Origin of the sequence: Gracilibacillus orientalis, from assembly GCF_900114645.1 — a bacterium.
GTDB classification, from domain to species: Bacteria; Bacillota; Bacilli; order Bacillales; family Amphibacillaceae; genus Gracilibacillus; species Gracilibacillus orientalis.
The window spans coordinates 365665-384220 of record NZ_FOTR01000003.1; the positions used below are offsets into that span (position 1 = coordinate 365665).

Sequence of the window (18556 nt, forward strand, 5' to 3'; positions counted from 1 at the left end):
AATCCATTCAACAATTCACACAAAATTTCATCGATTTGAAGGATTATTTTTCTATATAAAAAGATGAAGTCAATAAATTTTTAAAGTTTCCAGTATTCAAATTGACCTTTCGACATATAAATAGGGGACCTAATAAAACATCTAAATTACCAACTCGAAAGTCTCCTCTTGGATAGCACATCGGCGAGCTTTCGTCACAGCAACCACCAGACTGATGTAACAGATCCATAAACTCCAACGCCTCATCCATTGCCAAAAACTCAAAGGGAGGTCTAACTATATCTTATTTGCTTTTTTACAACTACTTACCATCGCATTTCAGAGTATCCATCAGGTATATCAAATAAAAGAACCCCTGACTACTTAGCCAAGGGGTTCACTCCATACATTAATTAGCAGTATTTTTTCTTCCTCTTACCGTTAAAAACACACCTAAACCTACAGCGATTAATAATAGCCCAAGCGCCAACCAATTATATTGATTCGTCGCAGTATCTGGTAACGTTTCTCCATCGCCTTCTGTTTGCTCATCATTACCTGCAGAACTATCATCACCTGTTTCACTGCCATTATCTGTTGAACCATCGTCTTCTGATCCACCTTCAGTACCTGATGGATCTTCACTACCTGTTCCATCTCCTGTTGGACCGTCACCGTTTGTGTCATCAGCAACTTCAACTACGCCATAGATACTGAAGTGAGACACTTCTGCTATCACTTCTGCGGTTGAATCTTCGACACTTTCTGGAATGATTTCCTCTTGTAGCTCACCATTCTCATCCATATAGACAACTCTTAAGTTGTCCCAATTCGTAACTTTTTCTGCGTCCACGTTAAATGTTAAGGTTACAGGTGAATCAAAGCTTATCTCTTTATCACCAGATGTTAAGGTGAAATCATATAAGTCACTTACTGCATTGGCATATTTGGACTTAATCGTTTCCGATACCTCTCCCAATTCAAATACAATATCCTCTTTACCTTTGAGAATCGATACTGGAATTTTCACTTGAACATGATCCATTTGTAATGCAATAAAAGCTGTTTCATCTAGCTGATCAACCACTTCTTTTTTGATAATGGTTTTTTTCATGTCTACATTCGTTTGATAGACATTATTTACTTTCTCTAAATCGTCTACTTTACTAATAACTTTGTCTTCCGTTTCCTGTCCATCTTCTTCTGATGAGCCATCTTCTCCGTTCTCCTCTTCATTGTCAGATGATTCTTCACCTTCAAGGTTTTCATAAAGATCCTGCACTTCTTCTACTGGAAGTGCGACTCCATCATAAACACGAACCTCATCCATTAACCCTTTAAACGGAGTATCCCAAAAATTTACCCCTAAACTAAATTGTGCATCTACAGTAGTAAAGATATCAGGGAAATTGGCATCAGAGAACTTCTCTTCCCCATTAATATATACTTTTGCTTCTCCTTCATTTACAGTAAAAGCAAAGTGTGTCCACTCACCTGCAGGAATAATGGAATCGGATACTGCATCATACCAATCATCGCCATTATGGGCCCATACCTTGGTAACATTCTCTGCATTTGGTACAAGGCTAATCCAATTATTTTCTGTTCTAGCACCAAAAAATGTTGTGGTGAATTCCGTTATTTCCTCTGGTTTCATCCATAAAGAAATAGAATATTGATCACTACTAATTAAACCGTCTGCCAACTTCAATCCGGATTCGCCATCGAATTTAGCAGCCTGACCTTCGATACCGTCAGCAAAGGTAATCTCACCGCCAGTATTATGAATGCGATCTCCAGTGACCGTAGCATCTTCTTGCTTACCAGAGTTATCTGATAAACCATCGCTGAAGTCATAATAAGCTGATACGCCAGCTTCCCCTTTTACGGGAACAGTTATCGTTACTGTTAGCGTTTCTGTAACTTCTCCTAAAGAGATCGTCGCTGTCAAATCTACATTAGCATCATCAGAGCCAAATGCCGGTCTATTGACAGCTCCTTCCGATGATATAACTTCTGGCTGAGAAGATTCCCATGTAATTTCTGTTCCTTGTGTTGCCAATGTCGGTAAGTTTAGGTCAGAAATTGCACGCTCGGAAAGGCTTTCACTTAATTCTTGTTTTATACCATCTACAACTTCTTGCTCACCTTTACTTTCTACATGACTTCCCCATACCACTACACCTTGATTGGACATTGCACTAAACGTCATGACCCATTCCTCAGATGTCGGATCATACTGACGTATGAACACACCGTCGTATGTTGCGTCATCAACTGTCAATTCCACTCTGTAATCATCATATAGCTCCCATGTCCCTGTAACAGCACCAGTGACAGTATGGTCTTCATTTAATTTGACCCATGTCGATTCAGTTAACTCACCAGTAATTTCTTTACCATGGTTCAAATATTTATAATCGCCAACCACGTCTGATTCTGAAACCGCTTCTATTTCTTCGTCAGCATAGTGATACGGTGTTGGTACTGGCCATTGGTCACTATTTTTAAACGTTTGGTGTACACGAACTTCATGCATTTCTCCTTCTTGAGGAAAACGTGTATGTGTAACTATAAACTCTTTTCCAAGATCTTCGTCAATTAGATAAGAATTGTGCCCCGGTGCCATATATCCTGTACCGATTCCTGAACCTTCTTCACCAAAATCTCTCTTAAACTGGAAGTTCCCCATCATTTTATTACCAATTTCTTTATGATCATCATTTCCAGGGAAATTACCTACACCGATATCAAAGCTTTCAGGAAAAACAGCTTCATTACCAGCAGCATCTACATAAGGACCATCAATACTCTCTGATCTAAACTGTCGCATTTGATAACCACCATCAGAAGCTAACCCACCATACGTAATATAGAGGTAATAATAACCGGTTTCTTCATCGTAAACCGCATACGTCCCCTCACCTGATCTTCCATATCCACCAGCAATCTTCGTACCAAAATATCGATCAATCATTCTACCATCAGAAGTTTCTCCATCTTCACCAGGATAAATCGGTGTACCCGTTTCTTTATCCAATTCTAAAATAAAAGTTCCACCAGACCATGAACCATACGTCATATACAAGTCGCCATTCTCATCATAGAGAATATTGGCATCAATCGCATTGGTATAAAGCGCATTGTTGAAGTCACCATCTTCAGTAAAATAGTCTGGATTGACTTCATCAATAATTCCCTCGTCAATAAGCTCAGAGAGATTAGTATTTTCCCAATGCTTATTCACATCACTGTTATCGTCATAGCTTTCATAATTAGTAAAACCAGAATACATAATAGTGTCGGTATATTCATATGGACCTTCCATATCTTTTGATACCGCTATACCTATACCTGAGCGGATATAAGTAGAGGAAACACTATAATATAGCATATAAGCACCTGTTGAACCATCTTTCCACACGTAATCTTTGTTCCAGAAAATATCTGGTGCCCAAACAGCAAAACCTCCTGAGCTATCAGCATCATCTTCCCCAGCCCATTCAAATGACTCCGCTAGATTAGAAGATAAGTCTCCATAGATAGGGTTATTTTCAGGGGTTTGGTATTCTCGATCTACTATAGAATTCCAGTTACTCAAATCATTTGATTTAGCAACCGCTATATGCGAACCAAACACGTAGTAAGTACCATCGTCACCTTTAATAATGGATGGATCATGTACAGAAGCACGGTCAAAATCTTTTGATTCCGTATCATTTTCTTCATCACCAAAAACTGTAGTCGGTATGAACAACATCAATAAAAGACCGACCATTGATATCCTTTTTACAAAACTTATCATTATTTTTCTCCTTTCGCTTACCTATTTGAAAGCGTGGTCATTTTTGGAAATAATATGTGTTTTCTTAACAGCTTCCTGTTAAATACAGTAAGGTAATTAATTATTTCTATTAGCAGCTATTCTTCTCATATGCTAAAAGCAATCTCCTCCTTTATTTTTTACACATATATAAATCGCTTACAAAACCATCCACAAATAGATTACTATAAATGTATCATTTACTCAATAAATATCTATTAAAAAAATAATTTCATTAATTTCCTATTGTTTAATTGCTCAATTAGTTATCTCATTCATTTATCAAATAAAACTTGATATTTATTTATTCAACTTCAATCAAATACACTTGAGATAATATTAGATGAACTCAACTTATCTGTTTTAAAGTTTTTTCATTAAGGTTCTATCTTTTGGATTGCAGTATTTCACTCGATGCAGCTTTAAAGAAGGCATAACCAGTTTGGTAGATAAATGAATAGATGGATTGTTATAATAATTGCAGTGCATAGGGTGGTGGCCTACTCCTTGTATTTCAAAAGCTAGGAGGTTTTTTTATGAAAATTGGGAATTAACAGAGATGAAAAATTAGTGCTCGAAGATTATGAAAAAGCAGATAAAGTCTGGATCTATGTCAGATGGGGAGATCTCTATACGAAATGGTTTGGGGATAATTATTATGACCTTGATCGGGCACGAGTATTATATGAAAAAGCGCTAGAAATTGCTGACGACAGATCAAAACTGGATGCGGAATTGCGTATCAAAGACTTAGAAGAGGGGCAATAACTTTGCCTCCCCTTTTATCTCGTTTAGGCGATTAAGCTTTTTAACACTGGCTCGCTTTATATATAAAATAACTTATCCGCATCTAGATGTTTCTCCAGTTTCACTTTCAGTTGATTCACTTCCATTAATTGCTTTGAAAAAAGCTTGAAATTCGATTCATCCTTATTATCAAGTGCTTGATCAATTTGAAAGTTTAAATAATTTAAATTCAATTCTATATCTTCCATTGCAAGAATCTGTCCCTTAGTATAATAATGTTCCAAATCCTCAAGAGCTATATAAAAATAATAATGATCGTCTACAATAGCCTTACAATACCATCCGTTATGGACTATATATTTACGTTCATTGGTAACTCTAATGATATCCGCTTGCTCCACTCTTAATACTTCAGTATGTATAGACCCTGGACAGAAACAATCGATTAGATGCGAGAAAGATTGTACCACGATAAAATCTCGATTCATTTCATCACCCTCCTATTACAGTTTTAAATTAAACATCTTAAGCCTTCATGATAGTTGTAACTAGATAAACTATTATTGATTTCCTTCCATCTCAGTATCAAACGCGCCACAACAAAGACATTCATGATTATCATTGATATATTCGTCATAAACAAATTCCTGTTCAGATACAAAACCACACAACATACATACATGAAATTCTATCATGGATACCTTCTTTCTTAATACTTAGATAAGTTAGTTTAATGCACTACAAAACAATATTGAGAATGATTATCAATTACTTCACTTGATTATAGTTGATAAACATTATCATTGTCAAACTATTTTACCTGATATACAACTGACGAAATTATTATCCCGCTGACCGATATTTTTATTTGACAATGATAATCATTTTCAATTAACATGGTGGATGAAACCTTAAAGGAGGTATCAGTACATGCCAAAAGTGATCTTATTGTTTTGCAGTATGTCTGGCAATACGGAGGAAATAGCTGAAAACATTGAAACAAGTATTAGCCATCATGGATTAGAAGTACACAAATTTCAAATAGATATGGACGATATTACGGTTACGGATTTACTTGAGTATGAAGCAATACTATTCGGGACATATACATGGGGAGATGGAGATATTCCGTATGAATTAGAGGATTTTTATGATGACATGGATGACATGGATTTAACCGGAAAAGTAGTAGCGCTATTTGGTTCATGCGATTCCATGTATCCGAATTATGGAGGAGCGATTGAAACATTTGCAAAACGATTCAAAGAACGTGGCGCAGCAAATGTCTTGTATCACCTAAAAGTAGATTTGACTCCTGATCAAGATGATGTGAAACGATGCGAAAAATTTGCTGAAGACTTTGTGGAGCAGCTTAATGTGTTCGCTGAATAATGGTGAAAATCAATAAATTGTAAAATTTGAGAATTGATTTAACCTGAATAATTATATGAGTTAAGCTTTGATTATTTCGTTTTTCCTCCTGGATTTTTGTGCTCTTCCTGGGAGTTCTCTTTCTTGGATATACCGTTTATCCAAGGAAATCGCACACTTATGTCTCAGCTTCATTAGTGAATAGCGGAAAAAGACACCCTTATCCTTCAAGGGTGCCTGCCACTCTATAATAATTTTGCCCCATTACTCTCAATCACATCTTTATACCAATAGAACGACTTTTTTTGACTTCTATCTAATGTTCCATTACCTTCATCATCTTTATCGACATAGATAAAACCGTAACGTTTAGATATTTCGCCGGTTGATGCACTTACTAAGTCAATGCAGCCCCAAGCAGTGTAACCCATTAAATCTACACCGTCTTCAATCGCTTCCCTCATGTCAGCAATGTGGTCACGCAAGTATTCAATGCGATAATCATCATGAACAGAACCATCTTCTTCTGGTTTGTCATAGGCACCTAATCCATTTTCCACAACAAACAGTGGTACACGATAACGATCATATAATTGGTTCAAGGCAATTCTTAGGCCTGTCGGGTCGATTTTCCAGCCCCAGTCACTAGCTTTCAAGAAAGGATTACGAACACCTGACATAATATTGCCATCCGCACCCGCTTGATCTGATTTATCTAATTTTTCGGTGCTAGACATGTAATAGCTAAATCCAATATAATCGACACCAAGTGAACGGGCACATCAAAATGGATGGGCCAATGTCACCACTGGTTCAATCCCATATTTATTTAGTTCATCAAACACGTCATCATAAAATTGTAATCCTGCTTCATTTGGTTCTGAGTCATCTCCATTTGGAAAAATACGCGCCCAAGAGATAGATAGGCGAAAGGATTTAAACCCCATTTCTGCAAAAAGGGCAATATCTTCTTTATAATGGTGATAAAAATCAATCGCCTCATGTGATGGATAGAATTCATTTTCTTGTGGAGTATAGTTTTCCACCTTTCCTAACATAATCGGAAAACGACTTTGACCAGTTGGTAAAAGATCCACCGTTGTTAATCCTTTGCCATCTTCTAAATAAGCACCTTCTACTTGGTTCGCTGCTACAGCGCCACCCCAAAGAAAATCTTTCGGAAATTTATTTATCATCATTGAGTCCCCCATTATTTGGCTGGATTGTTATTAGCATCACTAGGAGTTAGTTGGCTAATTTTTATAAGAAGGGGATATACCTTTAGGAGATAGATTTTACTTAAAAGTAAAATCTAGTTTATGTAGAACAGTTGCTGTATCGGTGTTTGCCCTCAGCAACTGTATTTAGTGCAACTAAAGGAAAGTCTCTACTAATTGACACTTCACTTTATGGAAATGTATCCCTTATTAATTTGACTTGATAAAGCGAGGGAAAATTTAAGGTGTATTGTTAATTACAACGTTTAATGTGGGATTATCCAGAACCGGAAATTTCACAAGATAGGGCTGAATCAATTGTTGCTGAAACCTTTATTTAAACTGCAGGTACGGGTATGGCCCTTTCCCTCTTTCATCCTTAGTTTTTCAATCCTTATTATAATAATTTTAATACATTGGGTAAAAATAGAATTGAGATGATATGCATAAAAGGTTAGAAAAGAGGCGAATAGGTGAATGCTGTTAAAGTATAAGAACTTTTTTTCCGTTCTGGTTCTCTGGATTATCTTTGGAAGCATAATTGGTATAGTTGTAGGCTCGACAACGACTTTCCTTTTAGAGACAAACGATTATCTAGGTGATGAGATACGATTAAAAAGAGATTGGCTTATCTTCCTTCTTCCCTTGGGAGGAATAATCATAGGATACATATATATGAACTACGGAAAGGTATTTCTGAATAATACTTTGAATGACACTGCTAAACTAAATAATCTGGTAATAGACTCCGTGCACGGAAAAAAAGAGGCACCGCTGAGAATGGGGCCTATCGTCTATTTCGCGACTTTTATTACAGTCCTTTTTGGGGGTTCTACGGGTAGGGAAGGTGCAGCTGTCCAAATGGGAGGAAGTGTAGCTGCAGCGGTCAACAGATTTTTCAAGATAAACAAATTCGACAAGAAAATTTTAATGATGAGCAGCATAAGTGCTGGTTTCGGATCTGCCTTTGGAGCGCCCATCACTGGGGCTATTTTTGGCATGGAAATAGCTGCTATGGGAAAACTGAAATTGGAAGCATTTGTTCCTTGTCTTACCGCAAGCTTTGTTGGTCACTATGTAACTACAGCAGCTTGGGGACATAAACATGAAGAATTCACCATACAAACCGTACCGGAAATATCTATTACTACATTTATAATCGTTATTCTTCTATCAGTCATTTTTAGCCTAATAAGTGTTTTTTACTGTCAATTGAGACATGGGATAGAAAAAATCTCTGAGAAACTTTTCAAAAAAAATCATATGAAAAGAGCATTTTTTGGAGGAGTCATTATTGTTGTATTTACATTGATTGTTGGTTCACAAGACTATAATGGCCGTGGGTTACAGATGTTAGAACTATCTTTTAATGAAGACGTTCCGCCATTTGCTTTTCTGGCCAAGCTGGCATTTACTGCTATAACCCTAGGCAGCGGATTTGTTGGCGGGGAAGCTATCCCTTTATTTTTTATCGGGGCAACATTAGGTAATGCCTTACACACGTTCATTGATTTACCTATGTCATTTCTCGCTGCATTAGGATTAATCGCTGTTTTTTGTGGAGGAGCTAATACCCCTATAGCAGCTTTCTTGCTGGCAATGGAGATGTTTGATGGAAAAGGATTAGAGTATTTCTTTGTTGCTTGTATAGTCAGCTATCTATTCTCAGGACATCATGGACTATGGCCTTCTCAACAAATATATGAACCTAAGAGCAGATTATATAATATTCTTCGCGGAGAAACTATTGAAAATGTTGAAAAAAGTAAAAAATTAGAAAATTACAAGTAATAATAAGCTGTACTTTGCCACCGTTTTTACAGTTCATTGTTTTTTCTATTATCTCATATATGTCTCGATTTACCCCACTATTTTTTGATCAGAGTATGGTTATCCTCTGAAGAATAAAGTAAAGGATATCATCCACAATAAACATTAGATCGTAAATATATTTTTAGCAACATTTGAAAAGGGGGGATATTGTTGGATTTACACTTTATATGGAAAGCTATTGTCGTCGTACTAGGAGGAATCCTAATTTTGCGGTTAGCTGGAAGAAAATCAATATCACAGCTTACAGTTGCGCAGACTGTCATGATGATAGCTGTTGGTTCATTGATTATTCAACCTGTTGGCGACAGGAACATCTGGATTACAATGATAATTACATTTCTAATGGTGAGTACACTTCTCTTTATTGAGTATATCGTTTTGAAATCGAATGGTCTTGAGACTTTTATTTATGGTAAATCACTAATAGTAGTCGAAGACGGCAAAATTAATGAGGGCAATTTAAAGAAGCTGCGGTTAACGGTTGATATGCTTGAAGTACGTCTGAGGCAACAAAACATTCAGCATTTTACTGATTTAAAATGGGCTACAATCGAACCGAACGGGCAATTAGGCTATATGTTAAAATCTGATAAACAATATGCTACTAAAGAAGATATTCAGATGCTGAAATCGCTTGTTGAATCAAATCTATCTAATCCTCCAAATGAAGCATCAAAAACTAAAACAAGTGTGTCAGATAACATATTTACTGAGGTTAAAAATAGAAAGCATAAAGAAAAACCTAAAGAGAATTTGGATTAACAGTAATGATAAAAGCTTCCAGCTTAGAATGGACTTGTCCGTGTTATCATGTTTTTAGCAAATGTATCTCTTTGGCATTATTTTTGCCACACTTGCGATAGTTCCACGACACGGACAAAAGTTAAGTCTATGTTTGTTGACTACTGAAATTGCAATACTTCCCGCAAAGGATAGTGGCACTTTTACTATGTGGTTTTGTCAAAGTTTCTTATTTTATATTTCACTGATGATCTCTTTCTCTCACTCATCGCACACAGTGGTTCAAAACTTCCCACAGCTGGCTCATTCTGTCCGCAATACTCACTAAAAACCTCATCATATTTACTTAACACTTCTTCAGTCAATAAATTACCTTTTTGAAGGAACCTGTCTAAAAACTGAGTTAAAGTTAACCTTTCCCATTGATTAATATGTCTAAAAGCAAAGAATCTTAAAACCAATTCTACATCTTGCATTTTTTTATAAACCCTGTTTTCAGTTAGTTCTTTTAGGGGATCTCCTATTAATTCATCATCCGTCTGTTCAGGGTAACCCCCATATTCGGCAAAAAATATATTCCTAGACAGTTTCATACAAAGTCTGTTAAGTGACCCATTATATAGGGCATTTCTAGTTTCTCCTCGGTAGCAGCCATTACATGTCATTTAGCTGATAACTTCATTTTTTAGTAAACGTTCCGTAAATTTAACCATTATTATTTAATTAGCTGGTTTCCTTTTAAAATAGGTGTCAAGCAAATTCTTAGTAAGAAGTTAACGTAAATTTAACTTTTACATAGAATTCTTGTAACATTCAGAAGTTATAATTTCTACTAACAACTATAAAAAGGAGGATAGACTTTCAAAGTTAAATTTATGACTAGAGGAGTGTTTACTTGTTTTTGAGTATATCTAATAAAGTAAAATTGGTACTGGGAATATTGACTTTGGTATTATTAGTTGGCATCAAAGAGCCATTGGCATTAAATGCAAGCGAAAACACATTTACCGTTTCGACTTATAATGTAGCAGGTCTACCAGATGTAATAACAAGTGAAAATCCACAGATAAACAATATTAAAATCAGCCCATTATTAAATAACTATGACTTTATAGCTGTTCAAGAAGATTTTGAATATCATAATGATTTGATTAAACATACGACACATCCTTATTTAACTCCCCATTCTGGTAATGTTCCATTTGGTGATGGAATGAATTTTATATCAAACTTCCCTATTAAAGATGTTAAGAGAGTCACATGGAGACAAAGGCACGGTTTTTTAGGTAATGGGAATGATGAGTTAACACCAAAAGGGTTTATGTTCTCTCAACTTACGATTGAACCTGGTGTGTACATTGATGTTTATACACTGCATACAGATGCAGGAGGGGACAATGATTCACTTGCTGCGAGGAGAGATAACATTATTCAACTTGCTGAGTATATTAATACCCATTCATCAGGCAATGCAGTTATTGTGCTAGGAGATACAAACTCCCGTTATACTAGAGAAGCTGATAATTTTGAAACAGAATTACTTGAGGTTAGTGGTTTACAAGATCCTTGGATTGACCTTGTAAGAAATGGAATGACACCTGATAACGGAGATGCTTTGATGGATGGTAATGATAAGAATGGTATTAATTTTGAGGTCGTAGATAAAATATTTTATAGAAGTAGTCCTTCTTTAGAACTAACGGCATTATCCTATAGATTAGAAGATTCTATGTTTGTAGATGATAAAGGTGAACAACTTTCAGACCATTATCCTGTAGCCGTCACATTTCAGTATATGAAAAACCAAGATATTAGTATGAGTAATTATTGGGGTGGTTCTGGAGGGACTGCATTTAATTTCTTATCAAATGACGCTGCAATTAATAATAGACCAACAGCATTAACTATAAATGCAGGGGATCGTTTAGATGGAATATCTATGACTTATGAAGATGGGACTGTATTATCACAAGGCGGAACAGGCGGAAGTGTAGAAACGTTAGTATTAGAAGATAATGAGTATTTGACTGAAGCTACTTTTTACAAAAATAAATATAATGGAGATGATCGAATTTTTTATGCGGAGTTTAGAACCAACTCTGGGCGAGTGATATCAGGTGGTACAAAGACAGGAGAAGCTATTACTCTTTCAGCACCTTCAGAACATTATATTGCAGGATTTTTTGGCAGATCTGGAGATAATATAGATCAAATCGGAGTTTTCTCAAAGCCATTAACACATTAAGTAATACTTTGTAAAAGTAACATGGATTAGGAACCAATCCTTATTACAGTAACATATTTTTTTAATTAATACTATTTCAGGGTAACAATTACTATAATAATACAAAAAGCAAGCTTACATCAAAAGTATCTAGATGAAAGCTTGCTTCTTTAACACATTAATTTTTATCTAATTATCCACTTTCAATTGTAATGAACCACCATTAATGAAATGGGTTTGATCAGATAGTAAGAAGGCAACAAAACTATCAAAAGCGCTTCATTGGATTAGTGCTGGCACATTCTTTTCCTGCTTCTTCCCAGTTATCTCCACCGATCTAATTGAGAGAGCCTTCGACCATCGGTGTCATAATCGCACTGGGAGCAATTGTTTGGTACTTTTAAATGGAAAGAGCCAACTCTTCATGGAGTTGGCATTTGAGAAGTGTAAGTTAATCTATAGGGCCTTAAAAAATATCAAGCTGTATGAGTAATGCTAATAGAATTTGCACTAGTACTTGTAAAGAAATGGCTACATCCGTGTCAGTAGTTGTTATATTTACATTATCTGAACCTTCTATTAATATTTTTTGTCTATTCACTTGGTCAATTTCTGCGCGTTGGAGCAACTCCTGTGTAACTAGCTCTGCTCGATTACTATCTGCTATCGTGATGTTAACAACAAGCGCAATTGCAACCTGTAGGGCAGCTTGAATAGAAACAGCTACTTGAGTATCAGTAGTTGTAATATCCACACCACAAGAATCTCTAACTTCGATTACTTCAAATGACCCTTGAAAAATGTCAGTATCCTGAGTAGCATTATTTTGAATGGCCGCATTACTGTTACCACTGTTATTACTATTGGAACGACAGCCATAAAATTCATCGATCACTTTCCGTTTTCTGTTTTTACCCATTATTCACCACTCTCCTTTTTATTCACTTTTTTCATTAATTCTCGTATTGGACTTTCTACGGAGTCTAATTCTTGTTTTACATTCTCTGGCTTGTTTTTAGAAGTAAAATCGCCAACTAGTGATTCTAAATTTTCAGCAATATTTCTTAATTCTTGTTTTTGTTCCTCTGATAATTGATTTGTGATAGATTCCTCATTTGTTATTTTGTGTTTTTTTAGCACACTTGTAACAGTCACACCTGCTAAGCTCTTTGATAACTTTTCTAGCTCTTGGTTCATTTCTTCCAACTTCTTCTCCCCCCTTTCGAGTACCTTTCACTATTAATATATTAAAAACCACATTAACAGATTGGACTCGTTCCTAATCTACTTAAAAAAAGGTAGATGTCTTAATATATTTGTCTCTACTATGGTACAGAATGTCCAATATAATAAGGCCCATTGAGGCAACACATACTGAAAGTTTGGCAAGAATAGACTGCTCGTTTTGGATTAGAATCTATACAACCAAAGAACAAGCTAATCATATTCATCTATACCTCCAATAACTACTGATTTCTCACTCATTCCTAAATTCCTATAACTTGCCGTACAAATAATATGGAAAATAATGAGTGTCCAGTAATAGCGTGGAATAAGCAAGGGGGCCTTGATAACTACAACACAACAAAGAATTTTTATGAGTTTTTTCACCAAAAGCTGTTGGAGGCAAAAGAAGCATAGGAAGAAGACAAATAACTAGAAGAAAGTTATAAATGAGATTAAACAAGATCAAAAACGAAGCCCTATTCGGACTTCGTTTTTCTCATCATATTTCGGTTTTCGATTACCTAAGCCTCATATACGTTACTTAAAAACTCGTGATCGAATTAAAAACCGTTTACCTTCTGGATTTTCCAGCGAGAACATACCTCCTCGACCTTCTACTACATCAATAATCAGTTGGGTATGCTTCCAGTATTCATATTGATCTTTCGACATATAAAAAGGAATATCATGCACATAACCTAATAAAACATCTGAATTTCCAACTCGAAATTCTCCTCTTGGATAGCACATCGGCGAGCTTCCGTCACAGCAACCACCAGACTGATGAAACATTAAAGGACCATGCTTCTTTCCTAACAGATCCATTAACTCCACTGCCTCATCCGTTGCCAAGACCTTTTCTTGTTTTGTCATGCACCCGCCTCCTTTTTTAAGAATTAGAAAAATCCTTTTGGTTTCGTACTATAACTTACGAGTAAGTTTTTCGTTTGTTGATAATGAGATAACATCATGAGATGATTTTCTCTTCCAATTCCTGATTTTTTATAACCACCAAAAGCAGCGTGAGCAGGGTAATCATGATAGGTATTGGTCCATACACGCCCCGCCTGAATACCTCGACCGAATCGATATGCTTTATGGAAATCACGTGTCCATACACCTGCACCTAATCCATATAACGTGTCATTCGCAATATCTAGCACTTCTTCATCATCTTTAAATGTGGAAACAGCAAGAACAGGACCAAATATTTCTTCCTGGAAAATTCTCATCTTATTATGACCTTTGAACATAGTTGGCTTGACATAAAAACCATTTGAAAGCTCTCCATCCAATTGGTTTTGTTCACCACCAATTAGTACCTCTGCTCCCTCTTGCTTACCGATATCTAGATAAGACGAAATCTTTTCCATTTGTTCTGTTGATGCTTGAGCACCCATCATCGTTTCCGTATCTAGTGGATGACCAATTTTTATTGCTTTCACACGCTCTACAGCTCGCTCGATAAACGCCTCATAAATATCTTCATGTATTAAAGCACGTGACGGACATGTACAAACTTCCCCTTGATTTAAAGCAAACATCACCATACCTTCAATGGCTTTATCTAAAAAGTCATCATCCCCGTCCATGATATCTTTAAAGAATATATTTGGCGATTTTCCACCCAGTTCTAATGTGACTGGAATGATGTTTTCAGAGGCATATTGCATAATGAGACGCCCTGTAGTTGTTTCACCAGTAAAGGCAATTTTTGCAATACGGCTGCTTGAAGCTAACGGTTTACCCGCTTCTAAGCCAAATCCATTTACAACGTTGAGTACGCCAGGTGGAAGTAAATCATTTATTAGTTCAAGTAAGACATGAATCGAAGCTGGAGTTTGTTCTGCAGGCTTGATGACAACCGCATTACCTGCAGCTAGTGCTGGGGCAAGCTTCCACGTTGCCATTAATATTGGAAAATTCCAAGGAATGATTTGTCCCACAACACCAAGTGGTTCATGAAAGTGATAAGCGACTGTATCATCATCAATTTGACTAAGAGAACCTTCTTGTGCCCGAATAGTTGATGCAAAATAACGGTAATGGTCTACAGCTAATGGCAAGTCTGCAGCTAACGTTTCTCGTACCGCTTTTCCATTATCCCATGTTTCTGCAACAGCTAACATTTCTACATTTTCTTCTATGCGATCGGCAATTTTATTTAAAATATTTGCTCGTTCTGCCGGAGATGTTTTCCCCCATGATGGTGCAGCCTCATGGGCAGCATCTAGTGCAAGTTCTACATCTTCAGCAGTAGAACGGGCTATTTCACAAAAAACTCCACCTGTAACTGGTGTCACGTTTTCAAAATATTGTCCTTTTACAGGTGGTCTCCACTCACCACCAATATAGTTGTCGTATTTTTCCTTGAAGTTCACTACGGAGCCTGGTTTGTTTGGTGCTTCATATTTCATACTTATTCCTCCCCATTTTCACTTTTAACAACGCTTACAATATCCATGTTCATTTGGACAACACCTATTTAAAATATATTGATTAACAAAGAAAAATATGACTGTTGTATAGGAGGGGTAAGTGTGTTTTGCCACTATTATTATCCTAGAAAAACCTATTTACCTTCCAACGTTAGCTTTTCTAATGCTGCCTTAACATTTGTTGGTAGTATTTTAGTAGTTGCAACGATGAATGCATGGTACGGAATTGGGATAGGAATGTTAGCTGCAGGAATATTTGGCTGTTCTGTTGTTGTTGTCTTGTTCGTATTTATTTTTAAACGACTTGTAAGGTGAAAATATAGTTTTTTTCTGGTAACAACATTTTCTGGGTAATATTACAAAAATGAATTTATTCGTTTCTCCACCTTCGTTTCATTCTTCTCCAAGGTCGATCACGGAAAAAAGACGACTCTCATTCTTTAAATAAAGAGTCGTCTTTTTTAAAATATTTTTTAAAGGGCATAATGAACCAAATGTAATGCGACTAACGAGATTTGCTTTACTTGAGCAGCTAATTTTAACTGACGGGAATTTTTTTAGTAGTCAGCTGTTAAAAGCTGCTTACTTGGTCACTCTTCCCACTATTCTTCTCTGATTGCCCTTTTATAGCAATAGAAACAACATAGATCAGGAGAAATATACCATATACAATGGTTGTTACACCATATACTGCTTGATAAGAGCTAACAGTAGCCATTAATCCTAATATAAAGGAACCACCCCCGATACCTAAATCAAAGAAGTTAAAGAAGGAAGCCATTGCACTTTCATGCTCATGTTCGTCTACCAAGTTCATACACCATGTTTGAATAGCTGGGAAGATAGAACCAAATCCAAACCCATAAAAGATAGCTGCTATGAAGAAGGTGCTGTCACTAGCTGCTACATAAAGTAGAACCAAACCTATAATAGATAGAATAGATCCAGGTATAAGAATTACCGAAGGTCCGTATATATCGAATAGCTTTCCTGATACTAGTCGAATGACAAGACTAGCTGCTGCGATTAATAAGAAAAACAAACCTACTTTATCAAAATCCTTTTCTATCGCATACAAAGAAAAGAAAGACATAATTCCCCCTGCTGCAATACCAATTAAAAATATGAGCATTGCAGGAAACAGCACTTTTTTTTCCCATAGTTTAAATTTTATATTTTCTCTTTTATCTAACTCTTTGCTATTAGATCCTCTCTTTATAAAAGCTGCCATAATAACAGCTAGAAACATAATTGCCATTCCTCCAAAGAATAATCGTTGGAAGTCATATAATTCTAACGTCATCATTCCAATCATTGGACCTACAGAGATGGCTATCGTTTCCCCAGCCCCAAAATAACCAATCCCCTCACCTCGTCGATCACTAGGAATGATTTCGGCTGCAACTGTAGTAAAGTAAGTAGTTGCTAACCCAAATCCAGCTCCATGAATCAGACGAACAAGTAATAACATGGTGATATTAGTAGATAAGTAATAGGCTCCTGTAGATAGGGCTATGATTAATGTACCTAAAATTAAAAGCAGTTTTTTATCAAATTTCGTTGCAAGAATCCCCGCAAATGGACGAATGAAAATAGCTGATAACATAAAAACACCTGTTACTAAGCCAACTTGGCTTGCTTCTCCTCCTATAGCTGTTACAAATAAAGGAAGCGTAGGTAATAACATTTCAAAAATCATAAAAACTAAAGCATTGGAAATCACTATAAAAATGAACGACAGTGACCACATCTTATTATTTACATGAGTCATACTTTCTCACACCTCTATTTAATTATTTTGTTGTAATCCTAAAAAGAAGTCTCCTTTTCAATTAGCAACACAAATAATAAACCTTCCTGTAAGGGGAAGGTCAATAGTTAATGGGAATTTGTATTTCTGTAAGATAATCTTCTTTATTTTTTGAGATATAATGGTCAATGATGGTTCTCTCTATAGCATCTCCTGCTATTTGATAACCGTTCGCTTCGATGTAATTAAGTAATTTCTTATAATATGGAGCTGAGCCAGTATGGTCTCCCTTATAATAAATAGATGCGTATTTTCCTTTTGGAAAAGTTGTAACTAAAGGGCTATCTATATCTTCTTCTTCGATGATGATGAAAATTGAGTTATATTCATCGAATTTTTTATCTTTAATATTATTGATCCTAACCGTAAATCCGACACCACCAATAAATATAGAGGAATTCATATTTGCTAGATTCTCTAATTGTCTCAAAGAAATTTCCATCTCTGGTTCTGAACCGATATTTTCAATTAACCTTATGACGTTCCGCTCTTCCATTTCGACTATTCGTATGACTCCCAATTCCCCTATTCCTTGAGCCAATTTTATATCCTTTATTCGATTCTCAAATTTGCGGTTAACCCGTTCTAAATCTTTGATTTTTTTCTCTGTTAGATGCTTTTGTGTTTCTAATAAATTCACGAAATCATCTATATCTCTATGATCTAAATGGCTTTTTATATCCTTTAAAGAAAAACCTAGCCCTTTTAAATATTGAATAGTATTTAATTGCTCAAATTGTTCAGTTGAATAGTATCTATACCCGTTATTTACATCAATTTGAATAGGTTCCAGTAATCCAATCTGGTCATAATACCTTAGTGTTTTCATAGTAGTGTTATGAAGTTTCGCCATTTCTCCTATTGAAAATAAATTTTTCATTGTGATTTCCTTTCTCTATTATCTTTATTAAGACTATGATAACCAATTTTACTATTCAAGTCGCCAAATTTAAAAGACAATCATTATCCTATATGAGTTTTCTTTTGGAGGTCATGAAATACAAACAATAAAAACCTTCCCCCATATAATAGAACCATTATTAATGCATTATACCTAGCAACCAAAAAAAAGCCCCTAATCAGCTATACTAACTGTTTGGGGCTTTTCTGCATTTATTAATTTGTGTGTTATGACCAACTTCTGCA

At 35.8% G+C, this 18556-nt stretch carries 16 protein-coding genes and 3 pseudogenes; 7 read left to right on the forward strand and 12 right to left on the reverse strand.

Translation table 11 applies throughout. The features are described from left to right. Positions 1–86 precede the first annotated feature (86 nt). Together BM121_RS07710 and BM121_RS07715 are read right to left on the reverse strand one after the other, a co-directional pair. Positions 87–250: pseudogene (locus BM121_RS07710) on the reverse strand (DUF779 domain-containing protein); the annotation flags it as partial. Positions 251–388: 138 nt separating this feature from the next. Further along, the gene (locus BM121_RS07715) at positions 389–3784 is read right to left on the reverse strand and encodes a LamG-like jellyroll fold domain-containing protein (protein WP_091482975.1); all 3396 of its coding nucleotides are present in this window, start codon (positions 3782–3784) and stop codon (positions 389–391) included. A gap of 561 nt (positions 3785–4345) precedes the next feature. On the opposite strand from BM121_RS07715, the gene BM121_RS07720 reads away from it, so the two are divergent. Then, on the forward strand, positions 4346–4570 hold the full coding sequence (locus BM121_RS07720; protein ID WP_091482977.1) for a hypothetical protein: 225 nt from the start codon (positions 4346–4348) through the stop codon (positions 4568–4570). Positions 4571–4626: 56 nt separating this feature from the next. On the opposite strand, the gene BM121_RS07725 is transcribed toward BM121_RS07720, so the two are convergent. Further along, positions 4627–5037 (reverse strand): IDEAL domain-containing protein, encoded by a 411-nt coding sequence (locus BM121_RS07725; RefSeq protein WP_091482979.1) that lies wholly within the window; start codon positions 5035–5037, stop codon positions 4627–4629. A gap of 72 nt (positions 5038–5109) precedes the next feature. After that, positions 5110–5244 carry a hypothetical protein gene (locus tag BM121_RS22525; RefSeq protein ID WP_281244814.1) on the reverse strand — a complete coding sequence of 45 codons (135 nt, stop codon included), beginning with the start codon at positions 5242–5244 and terminating at the stop codon, positions 5110–5112. 235 nt (positions 5245–5479) lie between these two features. On the opposite strand from BM121_RS22525, the gene BM121_RS07730 reads away from it, so the two are divergent. Next, on the forward strand, positions 5480–5941 hold the full coding sequence (locus BM121_RS07730) for a flavodoxin (RefSeq protein WP_091482981.1): 462 nt from the start codon (positions 5480–5482) through the stop codon (positions 5939–5941). Between the two features lie 224 nt (positions 5942–6165). Here the strand turns inward: BM121_RS07730 and BM121_RS07735 are convergent. Beyond that, positions 6166–7119, reverse strand: a pseudogene (locus BM121_RS07735) (family 1 glycosylhydrolase). Positions 7120–7614: 495 nt separating this feature from the next. On the opposite strand from BM121_RS07735, the gene BM121_RS07740 reads away from it, so the two are divergent. Both BM121_RS07740 and BM121_RS07745 read left to right on the forward strand, forming a co-directional pair. Beyond that, positions 7615–8928, forward strand: a complete 1314-nt coding sequence (locus BM121_RS07740) for a voltage-gated chloride channel family protein (RefSeq protein ID WP_091482983.1) — start codon at positions 7615–7617, stop codon at positions 8926–8928. A 192-nt stretch (positions 8929–9120) separates the two neighbouring features. Continuing rightward, complete coding sequence (locus BM121_RS07745) at positions 9121–9732, forward strand: DUF421 domain-containing protein (RefSeq protein WP_175495364.1); 612 nt, start codon at positions 9121–9123, stop codon at positions 9730–9732. Positions 9733–9917: 185 nt separating this feature from the next. Here BM121_RS07745 and BM121_RS07750 read toward each other — a convergent pair whose 3' ends face one another. Next, complete coding sequence (locus BM121_RS07750; protein ID WP_139220254.1) at positions 9918–10304, reverse strand: hypothetical protein; 387 nt, start codon at positions 10302–10304, stop codon at positions 9918–9920. A 302-nt stretch (positions 10305–10606) separates the two neighbouring features. Between BM121_RS07750 and BM121_RS07755 the strand changes: the two genes are divergently transcribed. Beyond that, entirely contained in the window at positions 10607–11956 is a 1350-nt protein-coding gene (locus BM121_RS07755) for a jacalin-like lectin (protein WP_217649308.1), read from the forward strand. Positions 11957–12401: 445 nt separating this feature from the next. On the opposite strand, the gene BM121_RS07760 is transcribed toward BM121_RS07755, so the two are convergent. Both BM121_RS07760 and BM121_RS07765 read right to left on the reverse strand, forming a co-directional pair. Continuing rightward, complete coding sequence (locus tag BM121_RS07760) at positions 12402–12854, reverse strand: spore coat protein (protein ID WP_091482987.1); 453 nt, start codon at positions 12852–12854, stop codon at positions 12402–12404. After that, the gene (locus tag BM121_RS07765; RefSeq protein ID WP_091482989.1) at positions 12854–13141 is read right to left on the reverse strand and encodes a hypothetical protein; all 288 of its coding nucleotides are present in this window, start codon (positions 13139–13141) and stop codon (positions 12854–12856) included. The genes BM121_RS07760 and BM121_RS07765 overlap by 1 nt, the downstream gene beginning before the upstream one ends. Before the next feature lie 303 nt (positions 13142–13444). Between BM121_RS07765 and BM121_RS22600 the strand changes: the two are divergent. After that, positions 13445–13576: pseudogene (locus BM121_RS22600) on the forward strand (SMI1/KNR4 family protein); the annotation flags it as partial. 123 nt (positions 13577–13699) lie between these two features. Here the strand turns inward: BM121_RS22600 and BM121_RS07770 are convergent. Both BM121_RS07770 and exaC read right to left on the reverse strand, forming a co-directional pair. Further along, on the reverse strand, positions 13700–14035 hold the full coding sequence (locus BM121_RS07770; protein WP_091482991.1) for a DUF779 domain-containing protein: 336 nt from the start codon (positions 14033–14035) through the stop codon (positions 13700–13702). Positions 14036–14058: 23 nt separating this feature from the next. Continuing rightward, complete coding sequence (gene exaC / locus BM121_RS07775) at positions 14059–15579, reverse strand: acetaldehyde dehydrogenase ExaC (protein ID WP_091482993.1); 1521 nt, start codon at positions 15577–15579, stop codon at positions 14059–14061. 123 nt (positions 15580–15702) lie between these two features. Between exaC and BM121_RS07780 the strand changes: the two genes are divergently transcribed. Beyond that, positions 15703–15915, forward strand: coding sequence for a hypothetical protein (locus BM121_RS07780; RefSeq protein WP_091482995.1), 213 nt, complete (start codon positions 15703–15705; stop codon positions 15913–15915). A gap of 256 nt (positions 15916–16171) precedes the next feature. Here the strand turns inward: BM121_RS07780 and BM121_RS07785 are convergent, their stop codons facing one another. Together BM121_RS07785 and BM121_RS07790 are read right to left on the reverse strand one after the other, a co-directional pair. Continuing rightward, the gene (locus BM121_RS07785) at positions 16172–17371 is read right to left on the reverse strand and encodes an MFS transporter (RefSeq protein WP_091482997.1); all 1200 of its coding nucleotides are present in this window, start codon (positions 17369–17371) and stop codon (positions 16172–16174) included. A gap of 100 nt (positions 17372–17471) precedes the next feature. Next, the gene (locus tag BM121_RS07790) at positions 17472–18290 is read right to left on the reverse strand and encodes a MerR family transcriptional regulator (RefSeq protein ID WP_091482999.1); all 819 of its coding nucleotides are present in this window, start codon (positions 18288–18290) and stop codon (positions 17472–17474) included. Positions 18291–18556: the final 266 nt, after the last annotated feature.